The following is a 20067-nucleotide window of genomic DNA, read 5'->3' on the forward strand; positions in this document are numbered from 1 at the left end:
GTTCTGCAATCATTTGCGAAGCAAAGGATAGCGAAACAAGCAAAGCTTGTGAGCTAACCGGTTTGACATCGCCGCCTACGGGTTGCTTTCTTCATCGACACATGCATAGCGTTGCATGCGTTGGCTTCTAGGTCAATTTTTTGAATTCGTTTTCTTCGAATTGTGTAGTAATTATTACTCTGTTTATAACAATTACCTCGGATGTCTTGATTAGATATTTAATATCTTATCTATATTTCTTATATGCGGTTTTCAAGGTACATTGCGAAACGAATATTTTCTGCGTTGAATGCTTGCATTCATAAGCTGTGAAATATTCTGTTTCATAGCGTGCCTGCACGCGACCGAAAGAACGAAGTTCTTGAGGTGCAATGTAAGCATTTGACTGTTTTATCAGCCATCAGGAAGTTGAATCTCTTCAGCTCTCTGATCACTGGTAAAACCAGTTTATTTTTTCAATCCGGCAGCCACCTACTCTCCCGTACCGTCTCCAGTAAAGTACCATCGGCCGCTTAGGTCTTAACCATCGTGTTCGGGATGGGAACGGGTGTTACCCCTAAGCGCATCGCCACCGGAAATGTTATTCGTTCTTTTTACGGAACTGATAACTTGTCATTATGTCCTTCGCGCGTCCAATTCCGCGCTCAGTCCTTGATGACTAAATAACAGACAACAGCCCTTACTTTTTCCGTTTTAGTTGGATTGATTCGGCTGCTTTGCAGCCTACTTTATCCATCTTCCGTTTTAGTTGGATTGATTCGGCTGCTTTGCAGCCTACTTTATCCATCTTCCTTAGAAAGGAGGTGATCCAGCCGCACCTTCCGATACGGCTACCTTGTTACGACTTCACCCCAGTTATCGGTCCCACCTTCGGCAGCTCCCTCCTTTCGGTTGGGTCACTGACTTCGGGCGTTACTGACTCCCATGGTGTGACGGGCGGTGTGTACAAGACCCGGGAACGTATTCACCGCAGCATTCTGATCTGCGATTACTAGCGATTCCAGCTTCATGTAGTCGAGTTGCAGACTACAATCCGAACTGAGACGTTATTTTTGAGATTTGCTCGGCCTCGCGGCTCTGCTTCCCTTTGTTTACGCCATTGTAGCACGTGTGTAGCCCTGGTCATAAGGGGCATGATGATTTGACGTCATCCCCACCTTCCTCCAGGTTATCCCTGGCAGTCTCTCCAGAGTGCCCACCCTAAATGCTGGCTACTGAAGATAAGGGTTGCGCTCGTTGCGGGACTTAACCCAACATCTCACGACACGAGCTGACGACAACCATGCACCACCTGTCACCGATGTTCCGAAGAAAAGCTTCCATTACGAAGCGGTCATCGGGATGTCAAGATCAGGTAAGGTTCTTCGCGTTGCTTCGAATTAAACCACATGCTCCACCGCTTGTGCGGGTCCCCGTCAATTCCTTTGAGTTTCATTCTTGCGAACGTACTCCCCAGGTGGACTGCTTATTGCGTTAGCTGCGGCACCGAATAGCTTTGCTACCCGACACCTAGCAGTCATCGTTTACGGCGTGGACTACCAGGGTATCTAATCCTGTTTGCTCCCCACGCTTTCGAGCCTCAACGTCAGTCATCGTCCAGTAAGCCGCCTTCGCCACTGGTGTTCCTCCTAATATCTACGCATTTCACCGCTACACTAGGAATTCCACTTACCTCTCCGACACTCTAGCTGCACAGTTTCCAAAGCAGTCCACAGGTTGAGCCCATGCCTTTCACTTCAGACTTGCACAGCCGTCTACGCTCCCTTTACACCCAGTAAATCCGGATAACGCTTGCCCCCTACGTATTACCGCGGCTGCTGGCACGTAGTTAGCCGGGGCTTCTTAGTCAGGTACCGTCATTTTCTTCCCTGCTGATAGAAGTTTACATACCGAAATACTTCATCCTTCACGCGGCGTCGCTGCATCAGGCTTTCGCCCATTGTGCAATATTCCCCACTGCTGCCTCCCGTAGGAGTCTGGGCCGTGTCTCAGTCCCAATGTGGCCGGTCACCCTCTCAGGTCGGCTACTGATCGTCGGCTTGGTGGGCCGTTACCTCACCAACTACCTAATCAGACGCGGGTCCATCTCATACCACCGGAGTTTTTACCACTGTACCATGCAGTACTGTGGTCTTATGCGGTATTAGCAGCCATTTCTAACTGTTATCCCCCTGTATGAGGCAGGTTACCCACGCGTTACTCACCCGTCCGCCGCTCAGTCACAAAAGTCTTCATCCGAAGAATCAAACTTAAGTGCTTCGCTCGACTTGCATGTGTTAAGCACGCCGCCAGCGTTCATCCTGAGCCAGGATCAAACTCTCGTTTAAAAATCTTAATTCCGATTTGACTCGGATTTAAAATCAAAGTTCGTTCCAGGTCAAGAAAACTACTAGCTTTCTTATCCCTTTTACTGTTTTAAGGTTGACATTGTCATTCAATGTCCGTTCTGAATTTTCTCTTAAAGAATCTTCAGGGTTGTTGTCTATTATTTAATTATCAAGGTTCTTTTTCTTTGTCGTCGTCTCAGCGACAGCTTATTTATATTATCATATTCGCAACCGCTTGTCAACAACTTTTTTCAAATTTATTTTTCGCTTTCTTTGCATTAGACATCTCTGTCTTGCAAATTAGCTTTATTAGAATATCACGTTCATCGACATTTGTCAACAACTTTTTTATTCCATTTTTATCTTCTATCTTGTAATAAGATATCGGATTAACGGAGAAAGAGGGATTTGAACCCTCGCGCCGCTATTAACGACCTACTCCCTTTCCAGGGGAGCCCCTTCGGCCAGCTTGGGTATTTCTCCAAATTGACTTCTCAAAAATTCATTTTTAAATTCGATTTAAAAATTTACTTTAAATTTCTTTAAAATTTACTTTCAAATCAGTCCGTTGATTACTATACAATATCTCGTCACATTTGTCTAGTCCTTTTTTAATTTTTTTGTAACTTTTTGTATGCACTCCGCAGAACAATGAATGTGCCTCCTGACAAGTTCTTTCTTAAGAAAGCAAAAAATGTCTGATATGCAAAGAATCTCTGACCCTCACATACCAGACATTTATTATTATCTTTATACTTTACTTTTTAGTTTACAGCTCTTATTGACCAAAGTTTTGCATAGTCATCATGCATACAAGTCCAGACTCTGCGTCAAAGTCAATCTCGCAGCTCTTATAGTAACTGTCATCTGAATACCAGCTATACATAGACCGACTGTCTCCGTCATATGTGTCATCTGCTTCTCCATAAGCTCCAGTTACTGCATCTTTTGAAGCACCCATCTGAATCCCGCCTGGGAATATTACAGTAAGCCCGCCATTCTCCAGATCATAGTCATCCACAGAAACGCCACCAATCAGGCAGTCTTTTACTTCCATCGCTGTATCTGTATTGTTGATCGCATATGCCATAATCTCATTATCATTGGCATCCATGAAATAAACCAACTCATATTGGTTAGCATTCACCACATAATTTTCCGCTGTATATTCTGTATCCATACTCAGACCCGCTGCCTCAATATCGGCTTTTGTGCACGGAAATGTCAGGACTTTATCATTAATCTGTACTGTATAACTGTCCCAGCTTGTTCCCAGTCCACTGCTGGCTGCTGCCGGTTCTGTAGTCTTTGCTGTTTTATCCGACTTATCGCTGTCATCCGCTTTTTTAGAATCATTCTTATCTTTGATTACATTTTCCACAACATTAGATACCGGATCATCGTCGAAATCGCTGCTTCCAATTCCGATCACAACTGCAAATATAATATAAAAGATAGATACTACAAGCGCAGCTACTGTTCCGATAATCGTAAACATCTTCGCTTTCTTTGCGGCATTCTGAGCTCCGGCATAGTCTCCATTTCTCTGCAGAGAGTTGATCTTGCTGGCATATACAATTGCCACAATACCAAGCGGAAGACAGCAAAGTATTGTTGAAATGATAGCGAATATTAAATAGGTCGTTCCATTGATCGGCTTCTGCGGCTGACCATAAGTCCCATTATTAGCATTATAATGTGCAGACGTGTTCTGTCCTGTACTTCCATACTGGTATGGGTTCTCGTTATCCTGTCCCGCGCTTCCATACTGGTACGGGTTCTCGTTATCCTGTCCCGCGCTTCCATACTGGTACGGGTTCTCGTTATCCTGTCCCGCGCTTCCATACTGGTACGGGTTCTCGTTATCCTGTCCTTCACTTCCATACTGGTATGGGTTCTCGTTATCCTGTCCTTCACTTCCATACTGATATGGATTCTCATTCTGTGCTGCACTTCCATTATCTGTTCCTGGCACGCCATATTCATAAGGATTCTGGTTTTCCTGCTGCTTCGCTTCTGCTGATTGTTCTGACTGTTCCTGCTTCTCCTCCGGCTCTACCGGTGCGCCACATGACGGACAGAACTTTGATTCTTCCGGCAAATCATTTCCGCAAAATTTACACTTCATGCTCATTCCTCCTTTTATCTGACCCTTGTCGGGGATAGTAACACAAATGGATATGCATTTACATTTCTCAAAACTCCGTATATCAGTATAACTGCCAATATTGTCCATAATATCCACATCGGTATCCGGCGGCTTATGCTTTCTCTGCCTGTAAATAGCCACTGGCACGCGCATAATGCCAGATATGCGCCTATCCACGGCAACAAAAGTACAAGCAACGGGTTATAGCGAAATGCCTGATAAATCTGACCGTGCAAAATGCAATAGCACGCGCGGCCTGCTCCACACCCCGGACAATAATAACCAGTCAGAGCGTAAATAATACATATCAACCATTTTGTATCTTTAGGACTATGATAATATAAAAATCGGCTTTCAGCAAGCATTATTGATAATATAGCTGCTGATAAAATCAGGCGGAACTGCCACTTGATTCTTCCGTCTTTTTCACAAATGTAATGTTTTATTTTTTGTGTCATTTTTTCCGTCCCCCGTTACGCAAAAAGGAGTTCCGCATCTGCGAAACTCCTGAAACGGAGAGGGTGGGATTCGAACCCACGCGCCCTTGCGGACAAACGGTTTTCAAGACCGCCTCGTTATGACCACTTCGATACCTCTCCATCTATGCAATTGATATCGCTCTGTCAGAGACGATAGTTATCATATCATATCCCCATTGCACTGTCAAGAATAATTTTTGATATTTTTTCTTTTTTGTGAACCTTTTTTATGAACCAGCATAAACTATTTATGATATTTTTCTTTGCGTTTCGCAAGAAATACTTTTGCGATTTCCAAATCTTCCGGTGTTGTGATCTTGATATTTTCGTAAGAGCCTTCATATAATTTAACCGGTACTTTCATCATCTGTTCCACTACCATAGCGTCGTCAGTGATATTATCCGGCACCTCTTCCATCAGCTTTGCATAAGCATTTTCTATGAGATCTGCCTTAAAAATCTGTGGAGTCTGTACCGCCCAGATTAATTTTCTTGGCGGTGTATTCACTGCAAACTGATCTTCATCCACCAGTTTGACCGTATCTTTGCTCGGCATTCCAGCTACACAGGCACCGAATTGTTCTACATTTTCATATCCACGCGTAAGAATCTGCTCGTCCACGAACATTCTGGCGCCATCATGAATGAATACATATTCCGGCTGTTCTTTGAGCGCATGAAGTCCGCATAGTCCTGCCCATACGGAATCATAACGTTCTTTTCCACCTGGGATGATCGAGCGTACTTTTGTAAGCTGATACTTTTCTACGATCTCGTCACGGACCCAGTTTTCCTGCCCTTCACCTACTACAAGTACAATATCATCAATGATCTCGGATTTTTGAAATGCATCCAAAGTATAAAAAATGATTGGTTTTCCGGATAATTCAATATACTGTTTTTGTATGGCAGTTCCCATACGTTTCCCCTGACCGGCAGATAATACGATTGCCGTACATTTTTTCTTATCCATATATTTTCCTCATTTTCCTCGTTTATATTGACGTTCTTATTCTTAATTTCTGTATCTGCTTTTACGTATTGCCTTAAGGTTCTTCTACCGTTCGCCCAGTTTCAGATTCGGCACTGCATTGAGATCCCATCCGCTTCTTGTGCCGTTGATATACTCATAGTAAGCTGCCACGCCGATCATTGCTGCATTGTCGGTACAGAAAATCGGAGACGGATAATAGAATTCTACCCCTCTCTTTTCGCACGCCTCTTTCATAGCTGCGCGAAGTGCGCTGTTGGATGCAACACCACCGGCAATCGCCAGCTTGTCCACATGAAATTCTTCCACTGCATGCATCGCATTTGCCACAAGAACATCTGTCACGGCTTTCTGGAATGATGCCGCAATATCTGCCTGGTTGTATTCGATTCCTTTCATCTGGCAGCCGTTGATATAGTTCAGAACTGCAGATTTCAGACCACTGAAGCTAAAGTCATATGGTGCATCTTCAACGTGTGCGCGTGGAAATGCAATGGCTTCTGGGTTTCCTTCTTTGGATACTTTATCAATCTTTGGTCCGCCCGGATATCCAAGTCCGATCGCGCGTGCAACTTTATCAAATGCTTCTCCTGCCGCATCGTCTCTTGTGCGTCCGATAATGTCAAATTTGCCATAATCTTTGACTCGCACAAGATGTGTGTGTCCTCCTGAAACGACCAGTGAGAAAAATGGCGGTTCCAGATCTTTGTGCTCAATGAAATTTGCTGCAATGTGTCCTTCAATATGATGCACTCCGACTAATGGTTTCTTTGCTGCATATGCGATGGCTTTTGCCTCTGCTACACCGACCAGAAGTGCGCCTACAAGCCCCGGTCCGTAAGTAACTCCGATGGCAGTAATATCGTCTAATGTAACATCTGCCTCATCAAGAGCCGCCTGTACGACCTGATTTATCTTCTCTATATGCTTTCTTGATGCAATCTCCGGCACAACACCTCCGTAGAGAGTATGCAGTGCAATCTGGGAAGAGATTACATTTGAAAGAACTTCTCTTCCGTTCTTTACGACTGCTGCTGCCGTCTCATCACAGGAGCTTTCAATTGCAAGAATCAATACATCTTCCTTCATATTCTATCCCTTCAATCTTCTGAATTCATTTTCATTAATCTGAAAATGTCAGTTCTACCGTTCGTTTATCTTTTGCTGCTATGGAATTTTGGAAGATTTTCTTCACCTCATCCATATATTCTTCCGGGTGCGTCAGCGACGGACTATAATGCGTCAGCCACATTTCTGCGACTTCTGCTTCTTTTGCAAGCTGCGCTGCCTCGTAAAATGTCATATGCTTGTATTCTTTTGCTTTTTTCAGCTTATCCTTCTCACCGTACATTCCTTCGCAGATAAATAGATCGGAACCTTTCGCGTTGTTGCGGATAGAGTCCGTCGGTCTCGTGTCTGTGCAGTATGTCAGTTTAATTCCCTTTCGCGCAGGTCCAAGAACCATGTCCGGTGTGTATAAATTATCTCCGTCCTGGACATTTTCACCTTTTTGCAGACTGCCCCAGAACTTCTGCGGAATCGCCGCTTCATTTGCACGATCCACGTCGAACTTCCCGGCGCGGTCGATTTCCATCGTGTAGCCATAGCAAGTGACGTTATGATTTACGCGAAATGCTTTCAGGCGATAGCCATTCATCTCAAATATCTGCTCCGGCTGTGTGATTTCGATGTATTTTATCTGAAATGGCAGTTCCGGCGCAATAACGCGAAGTGAGTTGACTACCCGCTCCAGTCCTTTCGGTCCAATCAGAGTCAACGGTTCCGTGCGGTCTGCATTTCCCATAGTCAGGAGCAGGCCCGGGAGTCCGCTGATGTGATCGCCGTGGTAATGTGTGAAGCAAATCACATCGATGGGTTTGAAACTCCAGCCTTTTTCTTTTATTGCAATCTGCGTACCTTCTCCGCAGTCAATTAGAAGACTGCTGCCGTTATATCTCACCAGAAGCGAGGTGAGCCAGCGGTACGGGAGGGGCATCATGCCACCCGTTCCCAACAAACATACGTCTAACATATTTTTTTACCTCTTATCCGGAGCCGCCAGGCAAATGTCCTGCCGGTCCGCTTGTTTTTGATTTTCTTCAGCGTCCGGATATTCGTGCAGACTCTGAATCAGATTTTTATTTTAAATTCGCTTATAATTTCATCGTAGCACTGCTCGCAGAGGTCAAATTCGTCCAGCCGGTTGTCTTTTTCCGAGAAATAGCCCCAGCGCTTGGATACTGCCAGTACGTCCTCGCGGGGATCCCCTTGGATTACCGGAATACTTCTGCCACAGCGGTTGCAGATGATCTTATCGATTTCTTTTGTTTCTTTTACAGTTGTATGATACTGGCGCATACAATTCCTCCTTGAAGTCTGGTGTGCCTGTGTGGAAAATGTGTGGTATCTGCCACCCGGGCACCGGATTGATTTATTACGCCTATATTATATCTGGTCAGATGCGCATTTCCCAGTGGGAAGTGTTGGAGCATCTGCCAGTTCATTTCCAACTTCATTTTTCATGCAGCCACGCCTGGCTTTTGGACAGGCTTCAGGCTCGGTCGCTGCCTGAAGTTTCGACTTCACAACTCATAAGTATAGCATCTTCCGGCGGGTTTGCATAGAAATTCTTTCGCACACCGTCTTCGGCAAATCCTGCTGCCTTGTAAAAATGTATTGCTGTTTCATTGGAAATACGAACATCCAGCAGCCATCTTGTAATATTCTGCTCGTAACTAAATGCACGCATTTTTTCAAGAAGTCTTACAGCCACCCCCTGCCGGCGATGTTGCGGCGTTGTCGCAATTCTGGCGATTTCTCCCTCATCTAACACATAATAAAAAATCACATAGCCAAGGAGTTGTGGCTTGCCTGCATGCTCCGGCGCTGTTGAATCGCAGGAAGCTGCAGTCTCACTTGCATGCTCCGGCGCCGTTGAAGCGCAGGAGCATGGCGGCGCTTGTCTGCTTATAATAGCCCAAATCCGTGCCTGAGGATTTTCAAGCGTATCCCTGATACTTTTTTCACTCCATGGATCCGGAAAGATATCGGATTCCAGCGCTGCAATCTCAGAAATATATTGCTGTTGGTCTTTTTTAATTTCTATTATTTCCATATCTTCTATCTTTTGATTTTTCTGTCTTTTAACTTTTCTATATTGCTTCTAGGCTCCATCTTATTATAGCTTCTTAAATATCCTGGATCAGCTCGTCTATTGCTTCTTCACTTGTTGCCCAACTTGTGCAGAAGCGCACTGCCGCATAGTCTTCATCTATCTGTTCCCAAAAACTAAACTGATATTTCTGTGCTAATTTTTCGCGGTCTTTCTTTGACAAAATCGGATACTGCTGGTTCGTGTAAGAATCAAAATACATTTTATATCCTTTTTCAAGAAATGCATTTTTTAACTTCATAGCTAATTTGTCTGCGTGAGCTGCAATTTTGAAATATAAATCGTCTGTAAACAATGTATCAAACTGGATTCCCAGAAGGCGTCCTTTGGCCAGCATTGCTCCACTCTGCTTCATGCAGTAACGAAAATCTTTCTTAAGAGCGGATTTTGTAATTACGACTGCCTCGCCGAAAAGTGCTCCTACCTTCGTTCCCCCAATATAAAATACATCTGTATTTGCCGCAATATCTGCCAGTGTCATGTCTGATTTTTCAGACATTAATCCATATCCCATTCTTGCTCCGTCCATGAATAATGGCAGGCCAAGTTCTTTACAGGTTGCGTAAAGTTCCTGTAATTCAGACTTGCTGTAAATTGTTCCATTTTCCGTTGGATGGGAAATGTAGACCATGCCCGGCTGTACGATGTGCTCATGATCTGCGTCATTCCAGTGTGCATCGTAATATGCGCGCACCTGTGATGCTGTGATTTTTCCGTCTTTGCTTGGAAGTGCCAGGACTTTGTGTCCAGTTGCTTCGACCGCGCCTGTTTCATGCACGTTGATATGACCGGTCACTGCTGAAATTACGCCCTGATACGGACGGAGGATTGAGCGGATCACTACATAGTTCGTCTGGGTCCCTCCTACCAGAAAATGTACATCTGCCTCTGGTGCATCACAGGCTTTTTTGATCTTTTCTCTTGCCTGCTTGCAATATTCATCTTCACTATATCCAACCGTCTGCTCCAGATTCGTCTCCACCAGACGTTCCAGAATCTGTGGGCATGCGCCCTCTTCATAATCACACTGAAACTGAATCATTTCTTCAATACCTCTCATGTTGCTTTTTCTATATTATAGTTGCACGGGTTTTCAACATATCTGCTTATGCTTACGCCCCGCGGGGTTTTGATACATTTTTACTGTATAGATTTCGCTTCGCGCTCCTTGCGTTCGCGTTCTGCCTGTGACAGGCGCAGATAATCCGGCTCGTGTTCCATGGCAGTCTCTGTCTTTCCGGCAGCATAATAACGAAGTCCTAATGTTCCTACTGATGCTGCTCTTTGACGGTTCATGTTGGCCGGTGCAAACTGAATGTCTCTGCCTGCTTTTATTTCTTCTGCCAGAATCTCGTCTGTCAATCTCGCACGAAATACCGGCACACCATCTCCCAGGAAAATGATGCGTTTGTCATATTTTTTCAAATGGTCGCCTAATTCTTCGATGCTGATTGCCATCTGATCTTCCAGGACAACCAATTCATTTCCACAAAACTCGTAAATTCCGGTGTAGACCTGTCCGCGGCGCGCATCCATGATTGGGCACACGATAGCGTCTGTTCCGCACAGATTGTACGCCAGTCCTTCCAGTGTCGGGATGTGGATCAACGGCTTGTTCATGGCAAGTCCCAGACCTTTCGCTGTGGCGGAGCCGATGCGAAGCCCGGTAAATGAACCCGGTCCGCCGGCAACTGCGATGGCGTCGATTGTTTTCAGGTCAAGCTCGATCATGTCGGATACTGTGTCCAGCATCGGGAGCAGCGTCTGTGAGTGTGTCTTCTTATAGTTCACTGTATATTCCGCGATCACCTGTTCCTCTTCTTCTATTTTTTCAACAACAGCTACGCTGGCTACAAGGCCGGAGCTGTCCAGTGCTAAAATTCGCATATACTTATCCTCCGATAATCAAATCCTTTTTCCAAATTCTTTTCTATCTTAATCTCGGTGAAGTGTTCCGGCAATATTTCCTCAATCAGATTCGCCCACTCGATCAGGCTGACCCCTTCGCCGTAGACATAATCCTCATAACCGATCTCGTCCATCTCTTCCACATCACCGATCCGGTAAACATCAAAATGATAGAACGGCAGGCGCCCTTCATCATACACCTGCACAATTGTAAATGTCGGGCTGCTGACCGGCTCTGTAATGCCAAGTCCGGCGGCCAGTCCTTTTGTAAATACGGTCTTTCCTACGCCCAGATCACCGACAAGCGTGAACACTTGCCCCGGCTTCGCATGCTGCCCCAGTTCATATCCCAGGTCATAAGTATCTTGTTCTTTATTTGACTCTATGATTTTTTCCATCATCCTGTCCTCCTTTTGCAAAGCAAAATTTTATACGAGGGCTACCAATGTTACCGTCTACAATATTTCAGCAAACAGTAACGCTCTACCAAGATTTAAGTATAGCATATCTTTCATTTCCTTGCCATAGGTGTTGTGTAAGTGTTATATTATAGACAATACAGATTCAAATTATATTTTCACAGGAGGACATCACTATGAAATTTACATTTTTTCACAATAACATCAACGTCCTGGATCTGGACAAATCTGTAGAGTTTTACAAAAAAGCTCTCGGACTTGAAGTTACAAAAGAATTCCATGCACCGGACGGAAGCTTCAAACTCGTCTATCTCGGAGACGGCACAACACCACATTCACTGGAGCTGACATGGCTTCGCGACATGGACCGCCCGTACGATCTCGGAGATAACGAATCTCATCTGGCATTCCATGTCGATGACATGGACGCTGCCCTGGCACTTCACAAAGAAATGGATTGCGTGTGTTTCGAAAACCCGGACATGGGAATTTATTTCATCAATGATCCTGACGGCTACTGGGTAGAAATCTGTCCACAGTAGACAATTAAGACAATTCAAAAAGGGACAGGTTAAATTTTAATTGGGGACGGGGTTTTTTTGAAAAAACCCCGTCCCCAATTAAAATTATGCATCATACACATACAATTCGTGTAGTGCTCTTGTTGCGCAGATGTATTGATATCCTTGGTACATTTTGTTGTTACGGTCGCCGCCTACAATAAATACCTGGTCGAATTCTAAGCCTTTTGCCAGATAGTAGGTGGTTACTGTCAGGCCTTTTTTGAATTGTGCGCTGTCACGGTTGATGTAATGTGCTTCTGCGCCTAGTTTGTGCATGATTTCTTGAATATGTTCTGCTTCTTTTTCTGTCATGGTGAGGATTGCTGCTGTTTCGTATTCTTCTCCTAATTTCAATTTTCCGCTGATTTCTTTACATGTTTTTTCTAGTGTTTTTATGGTATGTCTTTCGACTGCTTTTCCGTGTCTTGCTACATACTGGATGTCTTTGGATCCGCCGATGGATTTGGCGTATTCTGCGATTTCGCTTGTGTTGCGGTAACTTTTGTTCATGACGATACGTTTGACTTTTTTTCCAAATATTTTTGGTAAAAATGTGAGAACGTCTTGTTGTTTTCCGGCGATGGTCTGTGCCTTGTCGCCCAGTATTGTCATGTTGCATGAAAACATTTTCGCGAGAAGTACGTACTGTAAATAGGAGTAATCCTGCATCTCATCAATGACGAGATGGCGAATGTTCTTGCGCTGGCCGGCTGCCGTCAGGCTGTATTTTAGATAGAGAATCGGGTAAACGTCTTCGTATTCCAGTACACGGCGCTCTGGCGGCATGTCCGGAAGTGCCGGGAATCCGTAGTCTTCCAGGAACCAGTTGTATATTTGACAAATGTCTCTAGTTACGTACATATTCATGAATTTTCTGCAAATGATTTCTTGTTCTTCGTCGTTTAGGCTGCGTCCGCGTAAGGTTTCGACTTCGTCGATAAAATAATCCATGACCGCGCCCATTCTATCTAAAAGTGGTGTACCGGTATATTTTTCATAAAAAAATTCCATGATTTCGCTGGCACTTTTGCGAATGCCCTTGAACTCTACATCTTCAAAATCTACCAGCCGATCTTCCAGCTCAATCAGAAAGCCTTCGATTGCCTGAACGTATTCCACGGACTGCTTCCATTCGTAACGTTTTTGATCTGCATCATCCACTCCTGCGATTTCACGCTCAATTTGATGATATTTGTCTTCACAGTCGGCGGCTATCATTTTGCTATTCCAACCAGTCCCGGCTGAACTACTTTTTGAATTTCCACTTGAATTTTTCCCTTGATTTCCGCCTTGATTTCTATTTTTATTTCTATATATCACATTTTCCTGATTGCCAGCATTTCCATATATCGCATTTTCCTGATTGCCAGCATTCCCATATATCACATTTCCCTGCGTTGCAGTATTTCTCCTGAGTTCATGATATGCAAACAGATCAAAACTCATTTCCTGTATATTTTCCTCGCCAAGTTCAGGAAGGATATGGGAAATGTAGTCGGCAAACACACCGCCGGGCGAGAGAATCAGGATATTTGACGAATTCAAATGCTCTCTGTCATGATACAAAAGATAGGCGATCCGATGTAGCGCAACGGACGTCTTGCCACTGCCTGCCACTCCTTGAATAGCCAGAATCTTGTCCTTCGTGTTGCGGATAATTGCATTTTGTTCCTTCTGGATTGTACGCACAATATTTTTCAGTTTCGTGTCGCTGTTGGCGCCAAGTTCCTGCTTTAAAATGTCATCGTCAATCTTCACATCACTCTCAAATTCATAGATCATCTTGCCGCCACGGATTTTGTACTGCCATTTGGACAGAATCTCTCCGTCCATGCGCCCGCCCGGCGCTTCGTAGGACGCCTCGCCTTTGTCGTAGTCATAAAACAGGCTGCTCACCGGGGCTCTCCAGTCGTAAATGAGCGGCAATGCGCCACGCTCTCTTGCGAAATTACCGATTCCGATATAAAAATCTTCCGGCTCGTCTTCTCCGTCATAGACGAATTCTACACTTCCGAAAAATGGTGCATCCAGCATACGTTTCAGACGCCGGCGCATTTTCCAGTTCTCCTGATTGGCATTCACCTGCATTTTCAGCGCCTGCTGGTTGTCATAGTCCTCATATCCATACTGGTCCATTTCCGTGTAATTATCCCAGTAATATTCATTCATACTGTTAATGTCCTGGCGTACCGCCTGTATATTTTCATCAATCTCTCTCAGACGTTTTTCTATCAGACCAAGTACCTCCGGCAGAAATTCACTTCCTTTACTCACAATCAATCCTCCAATTTTAATCATTGTAACTGAATTATCATAGCATTATCGGCAAAATATATCCACTTTTCTCGCTTGGAAATTATGGAAAAATCATGGTATATTTTCCCGATAATTGTTTTTTCTGATACAATTTTTAAAAATCATTTCTAAAAATCGAGGGGCTGTAAAAAAAAGAATAGTCCCCAAAAAAGAAAGGGCGCATGAAAAAACTCTCGTTTTTTCACACGCCCCTCAATTGAATCAATGTTGGAAGAACATCTCCCATCCGTTATTTAATTTCTGCTGTTTCTACGATAAACTTGACACTTCCGCTTGCGCCTTCTCTGATCCCGCCATAGTTGGTGTATGTCTTTTCTGCCTCTTTTACTGCCTTGAAATGATTCAGAACATTTGCAAGGTCATCTCCTGCAAGGTCTCCCAGTTTTTCAATTCCTTCTTCGTCGAATGTCTTCATTCCGGCTTCCAGAAGGCTGGCGCCCTGGGCGAGTGTTCCTGCGCCCGTGTTAAGCTGTGTACCAACGGAGCTTAACTGGCTTGTTCCGGTGCTGAGTGTAGCCGCCCCCTGGGCAAGCTGGCTGATGACTGACTGGAGTTTGCCGCCGATTTCGGCCATACCCTGCATGTCAGAAAGGCTGTCAGATAAAGCCGTAAACTGAGTCACTAAATCCGCAAGAGCCTTCTGGGCTGTAGTCGTATCCACCTGCATGGCCTTTGCTTCTGCCAGCGCACTTACTGCCTGGTCTATCGCTGTCTTGACGCCGGACGCATTCGTAAGGGAAATATTCATGCTGTCACATTCTTTCTCAGCTGAACTTGATGTACCGCTGGCTGCATTTACTGCCTTTTCCAATTCTTCTTGTTGTCCCGATGTCAGCGATTTATAACTTTCTGTTTCTTTTAAACGATCCATGACAGCCTTCTTTGTAGATGCTTCCGTTTCGGAAATTGCTGTGTTCACTGCTTTTTTTGCTTTTTCTTTCGCCTGATTCGACGCTTCTGTCTCCAAATCTGTAACGTTGATTTTATCCAGTTCGCTCTTGGCAGTGGTTACATTCTCACTGATTGTATTTACATACTCCGCCAGTGTTGTGACGCTTCCAAGCTCCTGCTGTAATATTCCAAGATCTTTCTGAATCTGTGTAACTGCCTGCGCAGTCGTATCATCACTGCCTGTTGCGCTTAAGCTGCCCATGAGTGTAGTTACTTGTTCATCCAGTTCACTCAAACCTTCCGCCAGTGCCTGTGCTCCCGCATCCACCTGTGAAACGCCTCTTGTATACTGACTTAAATAATCCTGCAGTGTTCCGGCTCCGGTGCTCAATTGTCCCATGGATTCCACCAGTTCATCGGAAGCACCGGTCATTTCTTTTACGCCATCAATCATGTCATTGACATCGTCAAGGTCACCGTCCTTCATATCGCTAAGCCCACATGTGGAAATTGCAGTCGCTGTGAAATCCAGTTCAAAGTTTTCCACATCCGCAGTTATTTCCACATAGTCTTTCAGGTCAATATCTTTTGTTGCCTCGTAATCTTTCAACTCCAAACTGTCTGCAAGTCCTGGAAATGCGGTTCCGATCACAATGCTCTGATCCTGGTCTGCCATGACTTTTCCACCGGAAACTTTCACATTTTTAAACTTATCCCCAGGAAGCATGAGTATGGACGCTGCAAGAAATGGAACTTTTACTCCTACGTCTTTACCATCGATATTCACCGTCCGGCTCTCATTATTCGTATAGTCAAACCGAATTTTCACCTTGCCGCTTTTTCCTGCCAGATCTTCCGGCTTGATTTCCTTGCCGTCCAGATAATAGGTTACTTTTGTAGTCACCGGAAGCTGCTGATTGGAAGTACCTTCATAGGAAATGTCTTCCCCTTTGTTCTCCCATGTGATAGTTCCGTCTGCATTTTGCGTATATTCTTCGTCTCCTTCCGTGTTTTTGATGTCTTTCAAATTGGAAAAATCGATGATCTCACCGTCACCATTCCGGCGCAGCCAGTCTTTGACCGTAATCTTCTTAACTGAACCGTCTGCATTTGCATCGACATAAACTGTTTCTGTCTTATCTTTCCATTCACCTGCATCCTCGTCACTGGATGTCTCTGCTGTCACGTCATTGGATGTCTTTACTGCCGCGTCATTGGATGCCTTTACTGCTGCGTCATTGGATGTCTCTGCCGGCGCGGTATTGGATATCTTTGCTGCCGCGTGTACAACACTTACATTGCCTGCCACTGCCGGAAGTGCTGACGGCGCTATCATAGACAACGTCAGCGCACCTGCTAATAATATCATTACAACTGGTCGTTTCATATTCTCCTCCTTCTGATTCTCATCTTTCTAACATTCCTTATTCATTTTTCCAGCATACTGTTTCAAGATTTCTACGAATCTCTATTCTACATTTTTCAATGCTTCACCCATTGAATCACTATTCTACATTTTTCAATGCTTCATCCATTGGATCACTATTCCACATTTTTCAACGCTTCATCCATTGGATCACTATTCCACATTTTTCAACGCTTCATCCATTGGAATTTTTCGGATCCTTCGATATTCAATTGCTGCCACAATGGCATATGCCGCCACGCCGATCACAAACATTTCCACGAAAATTTTCGGATCTATGTAAAATGTGATCCAGCCGGTAATGCTTGTCAGCATCATTTCCCGGAACAGAATCTGCATGATTTCCAGCTCCAATGGCAGGCTGATCAAGATGAACAGCACGACCACGATAGACGTGGACATAATGTACAGCCGGCTGATTTCGCCGTTTGTATATCCCAGGATTTTTGCCATGGAAATAGACTGCGCATTTTTCTCGATGATGATCTTGGACAGGAGATAAATCAATACGAGGAAAATGATCACGGAAAATCCGTCCATCAGATTCATCATACTTCCCATGGACACGTCGAGCTGTCTGGAAATCTTGGTCAGATCCTCAACATCAATGGTGGAACCGATATATTTTTCATCAATATCCGTAATTTCAGAATCAGAGAAATATCCGCTGAAGCTGTCTTTGTCCATATCAAATGTTTTGTTGAGTTCCTGTATTGGCATAAATATGGAGAGTGAACCTACGTAATCATATACACCTGCAACTTTAAACTTGTATTTTTTATTTTCATACTTTTCCTTTAAAGTAATTGTGTCACCTTTTTTCAGACTAAATTTTTCTGCATAGCCAGAGGAGAGGTATACCTCAGGGATATTCTCCACATTTTTCACATCTGTATCAGATGCGGAATCTGATGTTTTCCACTTAATGTTGATATATTTGCTATTGTTTTCCACACCGTAGAGGATAATTTCCTCACTCTTATATTTTCCAGGAAGGGTGCTCAGTGAATAGGCGCTGAATTTTTCTGCATCCGGATTTTCTGTCTCTACTGCCTGACTGAACATCATCATGGACACCATCTGCTCAAGCTTACTGTCTCCACCTGCCATGCTCGCCGGCATCTGCAGCATGTACTGATATTTGCTGAGCATGCCATTTTCCATTTCCACTTGATAATGGTCCAGCACAGATGGAAGCATCAGTCCGAACATCAACAACATATTTGCAAAAATAATTCCCACAAACAATACCGCGTAGTTACTCATATTCTGAAGGATCACACGTATCCGGAATCTGTGGAAAAAGCCAAGGTGCTCACTCAACGGCAATGCATGTTTCTGGTTACGTCTGCTTAAGTCCCTTCTCAGGAACTTCAGTGGTGATAGTTTTAATTTGTACCACAGCAGCACAGAATTCACCACAAGCATAATGAGGATCGGCACTTCTGTTGTCAGAAGAAATGCTTCCGCGTTCCAGATGGTCACGTAGGTCGGCAGGCTGTAGCTTCCATAGTAAAGTCCCGCGCAATAATCTTTTCCTACCGTATAGCCGATAATATTCCCAATAATCGCTCCGATAAATGTGACAAATACCGGGGCTGCCATGTAATGCCGGATCAGTTCACCTCTTGTATAGCCGGATGCCCGCAAGGTGCCGATTACATTTGCCTCTTTTCGGATCGTGTTTCTGGTAGTGATTGCAAAGACAAATGCCATGATCACGATGATGATATAAAGAAGCACGATCATCATCGAACGGTCACCGCCCATATCATCCCCAGTGAAAATGATTGCCTGGTTCGTGTATCTTGGGACAAATTCTTCCAGTGTCACTTCTTTTGCCACATCTTCCATCAGATCTTCCGAAATGTCTTTTTCTGCCTTTTCATTTTTGGGCTCAGTATTGTATTTCCATGCGTAGCTGTAATTCAACTGATCGGCCTTGTAGCTGTCGAACTCCTCTGGGCATACTACCGACACGCCAAATTTTACCGAGTCAAACATGGAATCATTATTATTGGAAAACAAGGCGCTGTAATCTGAAAGCGCCACAAGACCGGTAATCTTCCATGTATGTCCGCCACTTTCAATCTCATCACCCACGCTCAGATCATTATTGTCTGCATACATACGGTCAATACCGATTTCTCCTGGTTTTTCAGGCATTTTCCCCTTCATCAGGCACACCTTATTGACCTCATCACGATTCCTGAAAATGCGCATTGTACTTCCATTTGTTAAAGCTTCCTCTACATAATAATTCTCGTACAATTTGATGCCCAGATCTTCGATATCCTGAATCTGAGCATTGTTCATTTTCTTTTCTGTCCGGAAATGTCCATTTTCAATGTTATATTTTTCAAAGCTTTCCTCGTACGCCTGGATCATACTTCCATCGGCCACCAGAAATCCTGATACCATTCCGATTGTCAGCGTCATCAAGATAAAAATGACCAGATATTTTCCAAATTCTACACGAAGCTCCCGGAACAGACGTTTATTTAACGGGCTTCTCATCACGCGTCCTCCTTACCAATCCAGCTCTCTCGCCGGAATCTTCTTCTCATTGCGGTAACTTTTTCTCACCGCACCGTCACGGAGACGAATCACGATGTCCGCCATGTCTTTGATTGCGTCATTGTGTGTGACCATAATGACCGTGTTACCGTACTTCTGGTTGACACGCTCGATCAGCTCCAGAATATCCTTGGACGTGTTATAATCCAAAGCTCCTGTCGGCTCATCGCAGAGCAAAATATCCGGATTTTTGACAATTGCCCTCCCGATTGCCGTTCTCTGCTGCTGCCCGCCCGACAACTGGTTCGGTAACTTTTTCCTGTGTTCATAAAGTCCCAGCGTCTGTAACAATTCATCAACATCCAGCGGTCTGTCACTTAGATAAGCCCCAACCTCAATATTTTCCCGGACAGTCAGATTCGGAATCAGATTGTACATCTGAAACACATAGCCCAGATGCTTTCTCCGATATGCCGTCAGTTTTTTCTCATTCATATCGGCCATGCGCTCACCTCCGATGGAAATGTATCCCGCATCCGCATCATCAATTCCACCGATAATATTTAACAGTGTAGACTTTCCCGAACCAGACGGTCCAAGTAATACACAAATGTCACCCTTCTCTATAGAAAAATCCACACCCCGCAGCACTTCCACACGGTTCGAATCACTGCCAAAACTCTTTTTCAGATTATTGATCTCAATAAACATATATTGTTTCCTCACTCCCTGTAGTTAGTTTAATGCAACTACATTTTATCACAGAATCAAAACGCAGAAATAGAAAGGCCTGAAAAAGCGGTGCTCCTATTGAGAACTTTTATCAATAATTCAAAAAAAATGCCTCGGCATTCTTGCTGCGAGGTGCGCGTCATGCAATTGCATGACATACTTCTACTGCGCACCTCT

15 protein-coding genes, 2 tRNA genes and 2 rRNA genes are annotated in these 20067 nt (G+C 44.3%); 1 reads left to right on the forward strand and 18 read right to left on the reverse strand.

The window, feature by feature from the left end; translation table 11 throughout:
* Positions 1 to 458: 458 nt before the first annotated feature.
* From rrf to tsaE, 14 genes are all read right to left on the reverse strand, one after another.
* Positions 459 to 576: ribosomal RNA gene (gene rrf / locus C7E02_RS11380) — 5S ribosomal RNA — on the reverse strand.
* 220 nt (positions 577 to 796) lie between these two features.
* Positions 797 to 2327 (reverse strand): 16S ribosomal RNA (locus C7E02_RS11385).
* 393 nt (positions 2328 to 2720) lie between these two features.
* Positions 2721 to 2810, reverse strand: a tRNA-Ser gene (locus C7E02_RS11390).
* 295 nt (positions 2811 to 3105) lie between these two features.
* Positions 3106 to 4455 (reverse strand): CD225/dispanin family protein, encoded by a 1350-nt coding sequence (locus C7E02_RS11395; RefSeq protein ID WP_105309604.1) that lies wholly within the window; start codon positions 4453 to 4455, stop codon positions 3106 to 3108.
* A gap of 14 nt (positions 4456 to 4469) precedes the next feature.
* Positions 4470 to 4934, reverse strand: a complete 465-nt coding sequence (locus C7E02_RS11400; RefSeq protein WP_005332129.1) for a DUF2752 domain-containing protein — start codon at positions 4932 to 4934, stop codon at positions 4470 to 4472.
* Positions 4935 to 4989: 55 nt separating this feature from the next.
* A tRNA-Ser gene (locus C7E02_RS11405) sits at positions 4990 to 5075 on the reverse strand.
* Between the two features lie 124 nt (positions 5076 to 5199).
* Entirely contained in the window at positions 5200 to 5928 is a 729-nt protein-coding gene (gene ispD, locus C7E02_RS11410; protein WP_105309605.1) for a 2-C-methyl-D-erythritol 4-phosphate cytidylyltransferase, read from the reverse strand.
* A gap of 84 nt (positions 5929 to 6012) precedes the next feature.
* A complete protein-coding gene (gene tsaD, locus C7E02_RS11415; protein ID WP_105309606.1) occupies positions 6013 to 7035 on the reverse strand; it encodes a tRNA (adenosine(37)-N6)-threonylcarbamoyltransferase complex transferase subunit TsaD in 1023 nt (340 codons plus the stop codon).
* Between the two features lie 34 nt (positions 7036 to 7069).
* Entirely contained in the window at positions 7070 to 7978 is a 909-nt protein-coding gene (locus C7E02_RS11420; RefSeq protein WP_005342955.1) for a ribonuclease Z, read from the reverse strand.
* A gap of 98 nt (positions 7979 to 8076) precedes the next feature.
* Positions 8077 to 8304, reverse strand: coding sequence for a hypothetical protein (locus C7E02_RS11425; protein WP_105309607.1), 228 nt, complete (start codon positions 8302 to 8304; stop codon positions 8077 to 8079).
* 193 nt (positions 8305 to 8497) lie between these two features.
* Positions 8498 to 9061 (reverse strand): ribosomal protein S18-alanine N-acetyltransferase, encoded by a 564-nt coding sequence (gene rimI / locus C7E02_RS11430; RefSeq protein ID WP_005342958.1) that lies wholly within the window; start codon positions 9059 to 9061, stop codon positions 8498 to 8500.
* 73 nt (positions 9062 to 9134) lie between these two features.
* Positions 9135 to 10160 (reverse strand): threonine aldolase family protein, encoded by a 1026-nt coding sequence (locus C7E02_RS11435; protein WP_022279593.1) that lies wholly within the window; start codon positions 10158 to 10160, stop codon positions 9135 to 9137.
* Positions 10161 to 10258: 98 nt separating this feature from the next.
* Entirely contained in the window at positions 10259 to 11005 is a 747-nt protein-coding gene (tsaB, locus tag C7E02_RS11440; protein WP_105309608.1) for a tRNA (adenosine(37)-N6)-threonylcarbamoyltransferase complex dimerization subunit type 1 TsaB, read from the reverse strand.
* Positions 10993 to 11424 (reverse strand): tRNA (adenosine(37)-N6)-threonylcarbamoyltransferase complex ATPase subunit type 1 TsaE, encoded by a 432-nt coding sequence (tsaE, locus tag C7E02_RS11445; protein ID WP_022279595.1) that lies wholly within the window; start codon positions 11422 to 11424, stop codon positions 10993 to 10995. The genes tsaB and tsaE overlap by 13 nt, the downstream gene beginning before the upstream one ends.
* A gap of 197 nt (positions 11425 to 11621) precedes the next feature.
* Between tsaE and C7E02_RS11450 the strand changes: the two genes are divergently transcribed.
* Positions 11622 to 11987 carry a VOC family protein gene (locus C7E02_RS11450; protein ID WP_005332140.1) on the forward strand — a complete coding sequence of 122 codons (366 nt, stop codon included), beginning with the start codon at positions 11622 to 11624 and terminating at the stop codon, positions 11985 to 11987.
* 84 nt (positions 11988 to 12071) lie between these two features.
* Here C7E02_RS11450 and C7E02_RS11455 read toward each other — a convergent pair whose 3' ends face one another.
* The 4 genes from C7E02_RS11455 to C7E02_RS11470 all read right to left on the reverse strand — a co-directional run bounded on the left by C7E02_RS11455 (position 12072) and on the right by C7E02_RS11470 (position 19869).
* A complete protein-coding gene (locus C7E02_RS11455) occupies positions 12072 to 14306 on the reverse strand; it encodes a HelD family protein (RefSeq protein ID WP_105309609.1) in 2235 nt (744 codons plus the stop codon).
* 247 nt (positions 14307 to 14553) lie between these two features.
* Complete coding sequence (locus tag C7E02_RS11460) at positions 14554 to 16602, reverse strand: hypothetical protein (protein ID WP_105309610.1); 2049 nt, start codon at positions 16600 to 16602, stop codon at positions 14554 to 14556.
* A gap of 192 nt (positions 16603 to 16794) precedes the next feature.
* Positions 16795 to 19158: an ABC transporter permease gene (locus C7E02_RS11465; protein ID WP_105309611.1), complete on the reverse strand. Its 2364-nt coding sequence runs from the start codon at positions 19156 to 19158 to the stop codon at positions 16795 to 16797.
* Between the two features lie 12 nt (positions 19159 to 19170).
* Positions 19171 to 19869 (reverse strand): ABC transporter ATP-binding protein, encoded by a 699-nt coding sequence (locus C7E02_RS11470; RefSeq protein WP_005342734.1) that lies wholly within the window; start codon positions 19867 to 19869, stop codon positions 19171 to 19173.
* Positions 19870 to 20067 lie beyond the last annotated feature (198 nt).

This window comes from Dorea sp. Marseille-P4042 (assembly GCF_900290215.1).
In the GTDB taxonomy this organism is placed as follows: Bacteria; Bacillota; Clostridia; order Lachnospirales; family Lachnospiraceae; genus Dorea; species Dorea formicigenerans.

Excerpts from the sequence above, each read along its gene's own strand:
- C7E02_RS11395 (WP_105309604.1), bottom strand. The coding sequence starts at position 4,455 with ATGAAGTGTAAATTTTGCGGAAATGATTTGCCGGAAGAATCAAAGTTC.
- C7E02_RS11400 (WP_005332129.1), bottom strand. The coding sequence starts at position 4,934 with ATGACACAAAAAATAAAACATTACATTTGTGAAAAAGACGGAAGAATC.
- ispD (WP_105309605.1), bottom strand. The coding sequence starts at position 5,928 with ATGGATAAGAAAAAATGTACGGCAATCGTATTATCTGCCGGTCAGGGG.
- tsaD (WP_105309606.1), bottom strand. The coding sequence starts at position 7,035 with ATGAAGGAAGATGTATTGATTCTTGCAATTGAAAGCTCCTGTGATGAG.
- C7E02_RS11420 (WP_005342955.1), bottom strand. The coding sequence starts at position 7,978 with ATGTTAGACGTATGTTTGTTGGGAACGGGTGGCATGATGCCCCTCCCG.
- C7E02_RS11425 (WP_105309607.1), bottom strand. The coding sequence starts at position 8,304 with ATGCGCCAGTATCATACAACTGTAAAAGAAACAAAAGAAATCGATAAG.
- rimI (WP_005342958.1), bottom strand. The coding sequence starts at position 9,061 with ATGGAAATAATAGAAATTAAAAAAGACCAACAGCAATATATTTCTGAG.
- C7E02_RS11435 (WP_022279593.1), bottom strand. The coding sequence starts at position 10,160 with ATGATTCAGTTTCAGTGTGATTATGAAGAGGGCGCATGCCCACAGATT.
- tsaB (WP_105309608.1), bottom strand. The coding sequence starts at position 11,005 with ATGCGAATTTTAGCACTGGACAGCTCCGGCCTTGTAGCCAGCGTAGCT.
- tsaE (WP_022279595.1), bottom strand. The coding sequence starts at position 11,424 with ATGGAAAAAATCATAGAGTCAAATAAAGAACAAGATACTTATGACCTG.
- C7E02_RS11450 (WP_005332140.1), top strand. The coding sequence starts at position 11,622 with ATGAAATTTACATTTTTTCACAATAACATCAACGTCCTGGATCTGGAC.
- C7E02_RS11455 (WP_105309609.1), bottom strand. The coding sequence starts at position 14,306 with ATGATTAAAATTGGAGGATTGATTGTGAGTAAAGGAAGTGAATTTCTG.
- C7E02_RS11460 (WP_105309610.1), bottom strand. The coding sequence starts at position 16,602 with ATGAAACGACCAGTTGTAATGATATTATTAGCAGGTGCGCTGACGTTG.
- C7E02_RS11465 (WP_105309611.1), bottom strand. The coding sequence starts at position 19,158 with ATGAGAAGCCCGTTAAATAAACGTCTGTTCCGGGAGCTTCGTGTAGAA.
- C7E02_RS11470 (WP_005342734.1), bottom strand. The coding sequence starts at position 19,869 with ATGTTTATTGAGATCAATAATCTGAAAAAGAGTTTTGGCAGTGATTCG.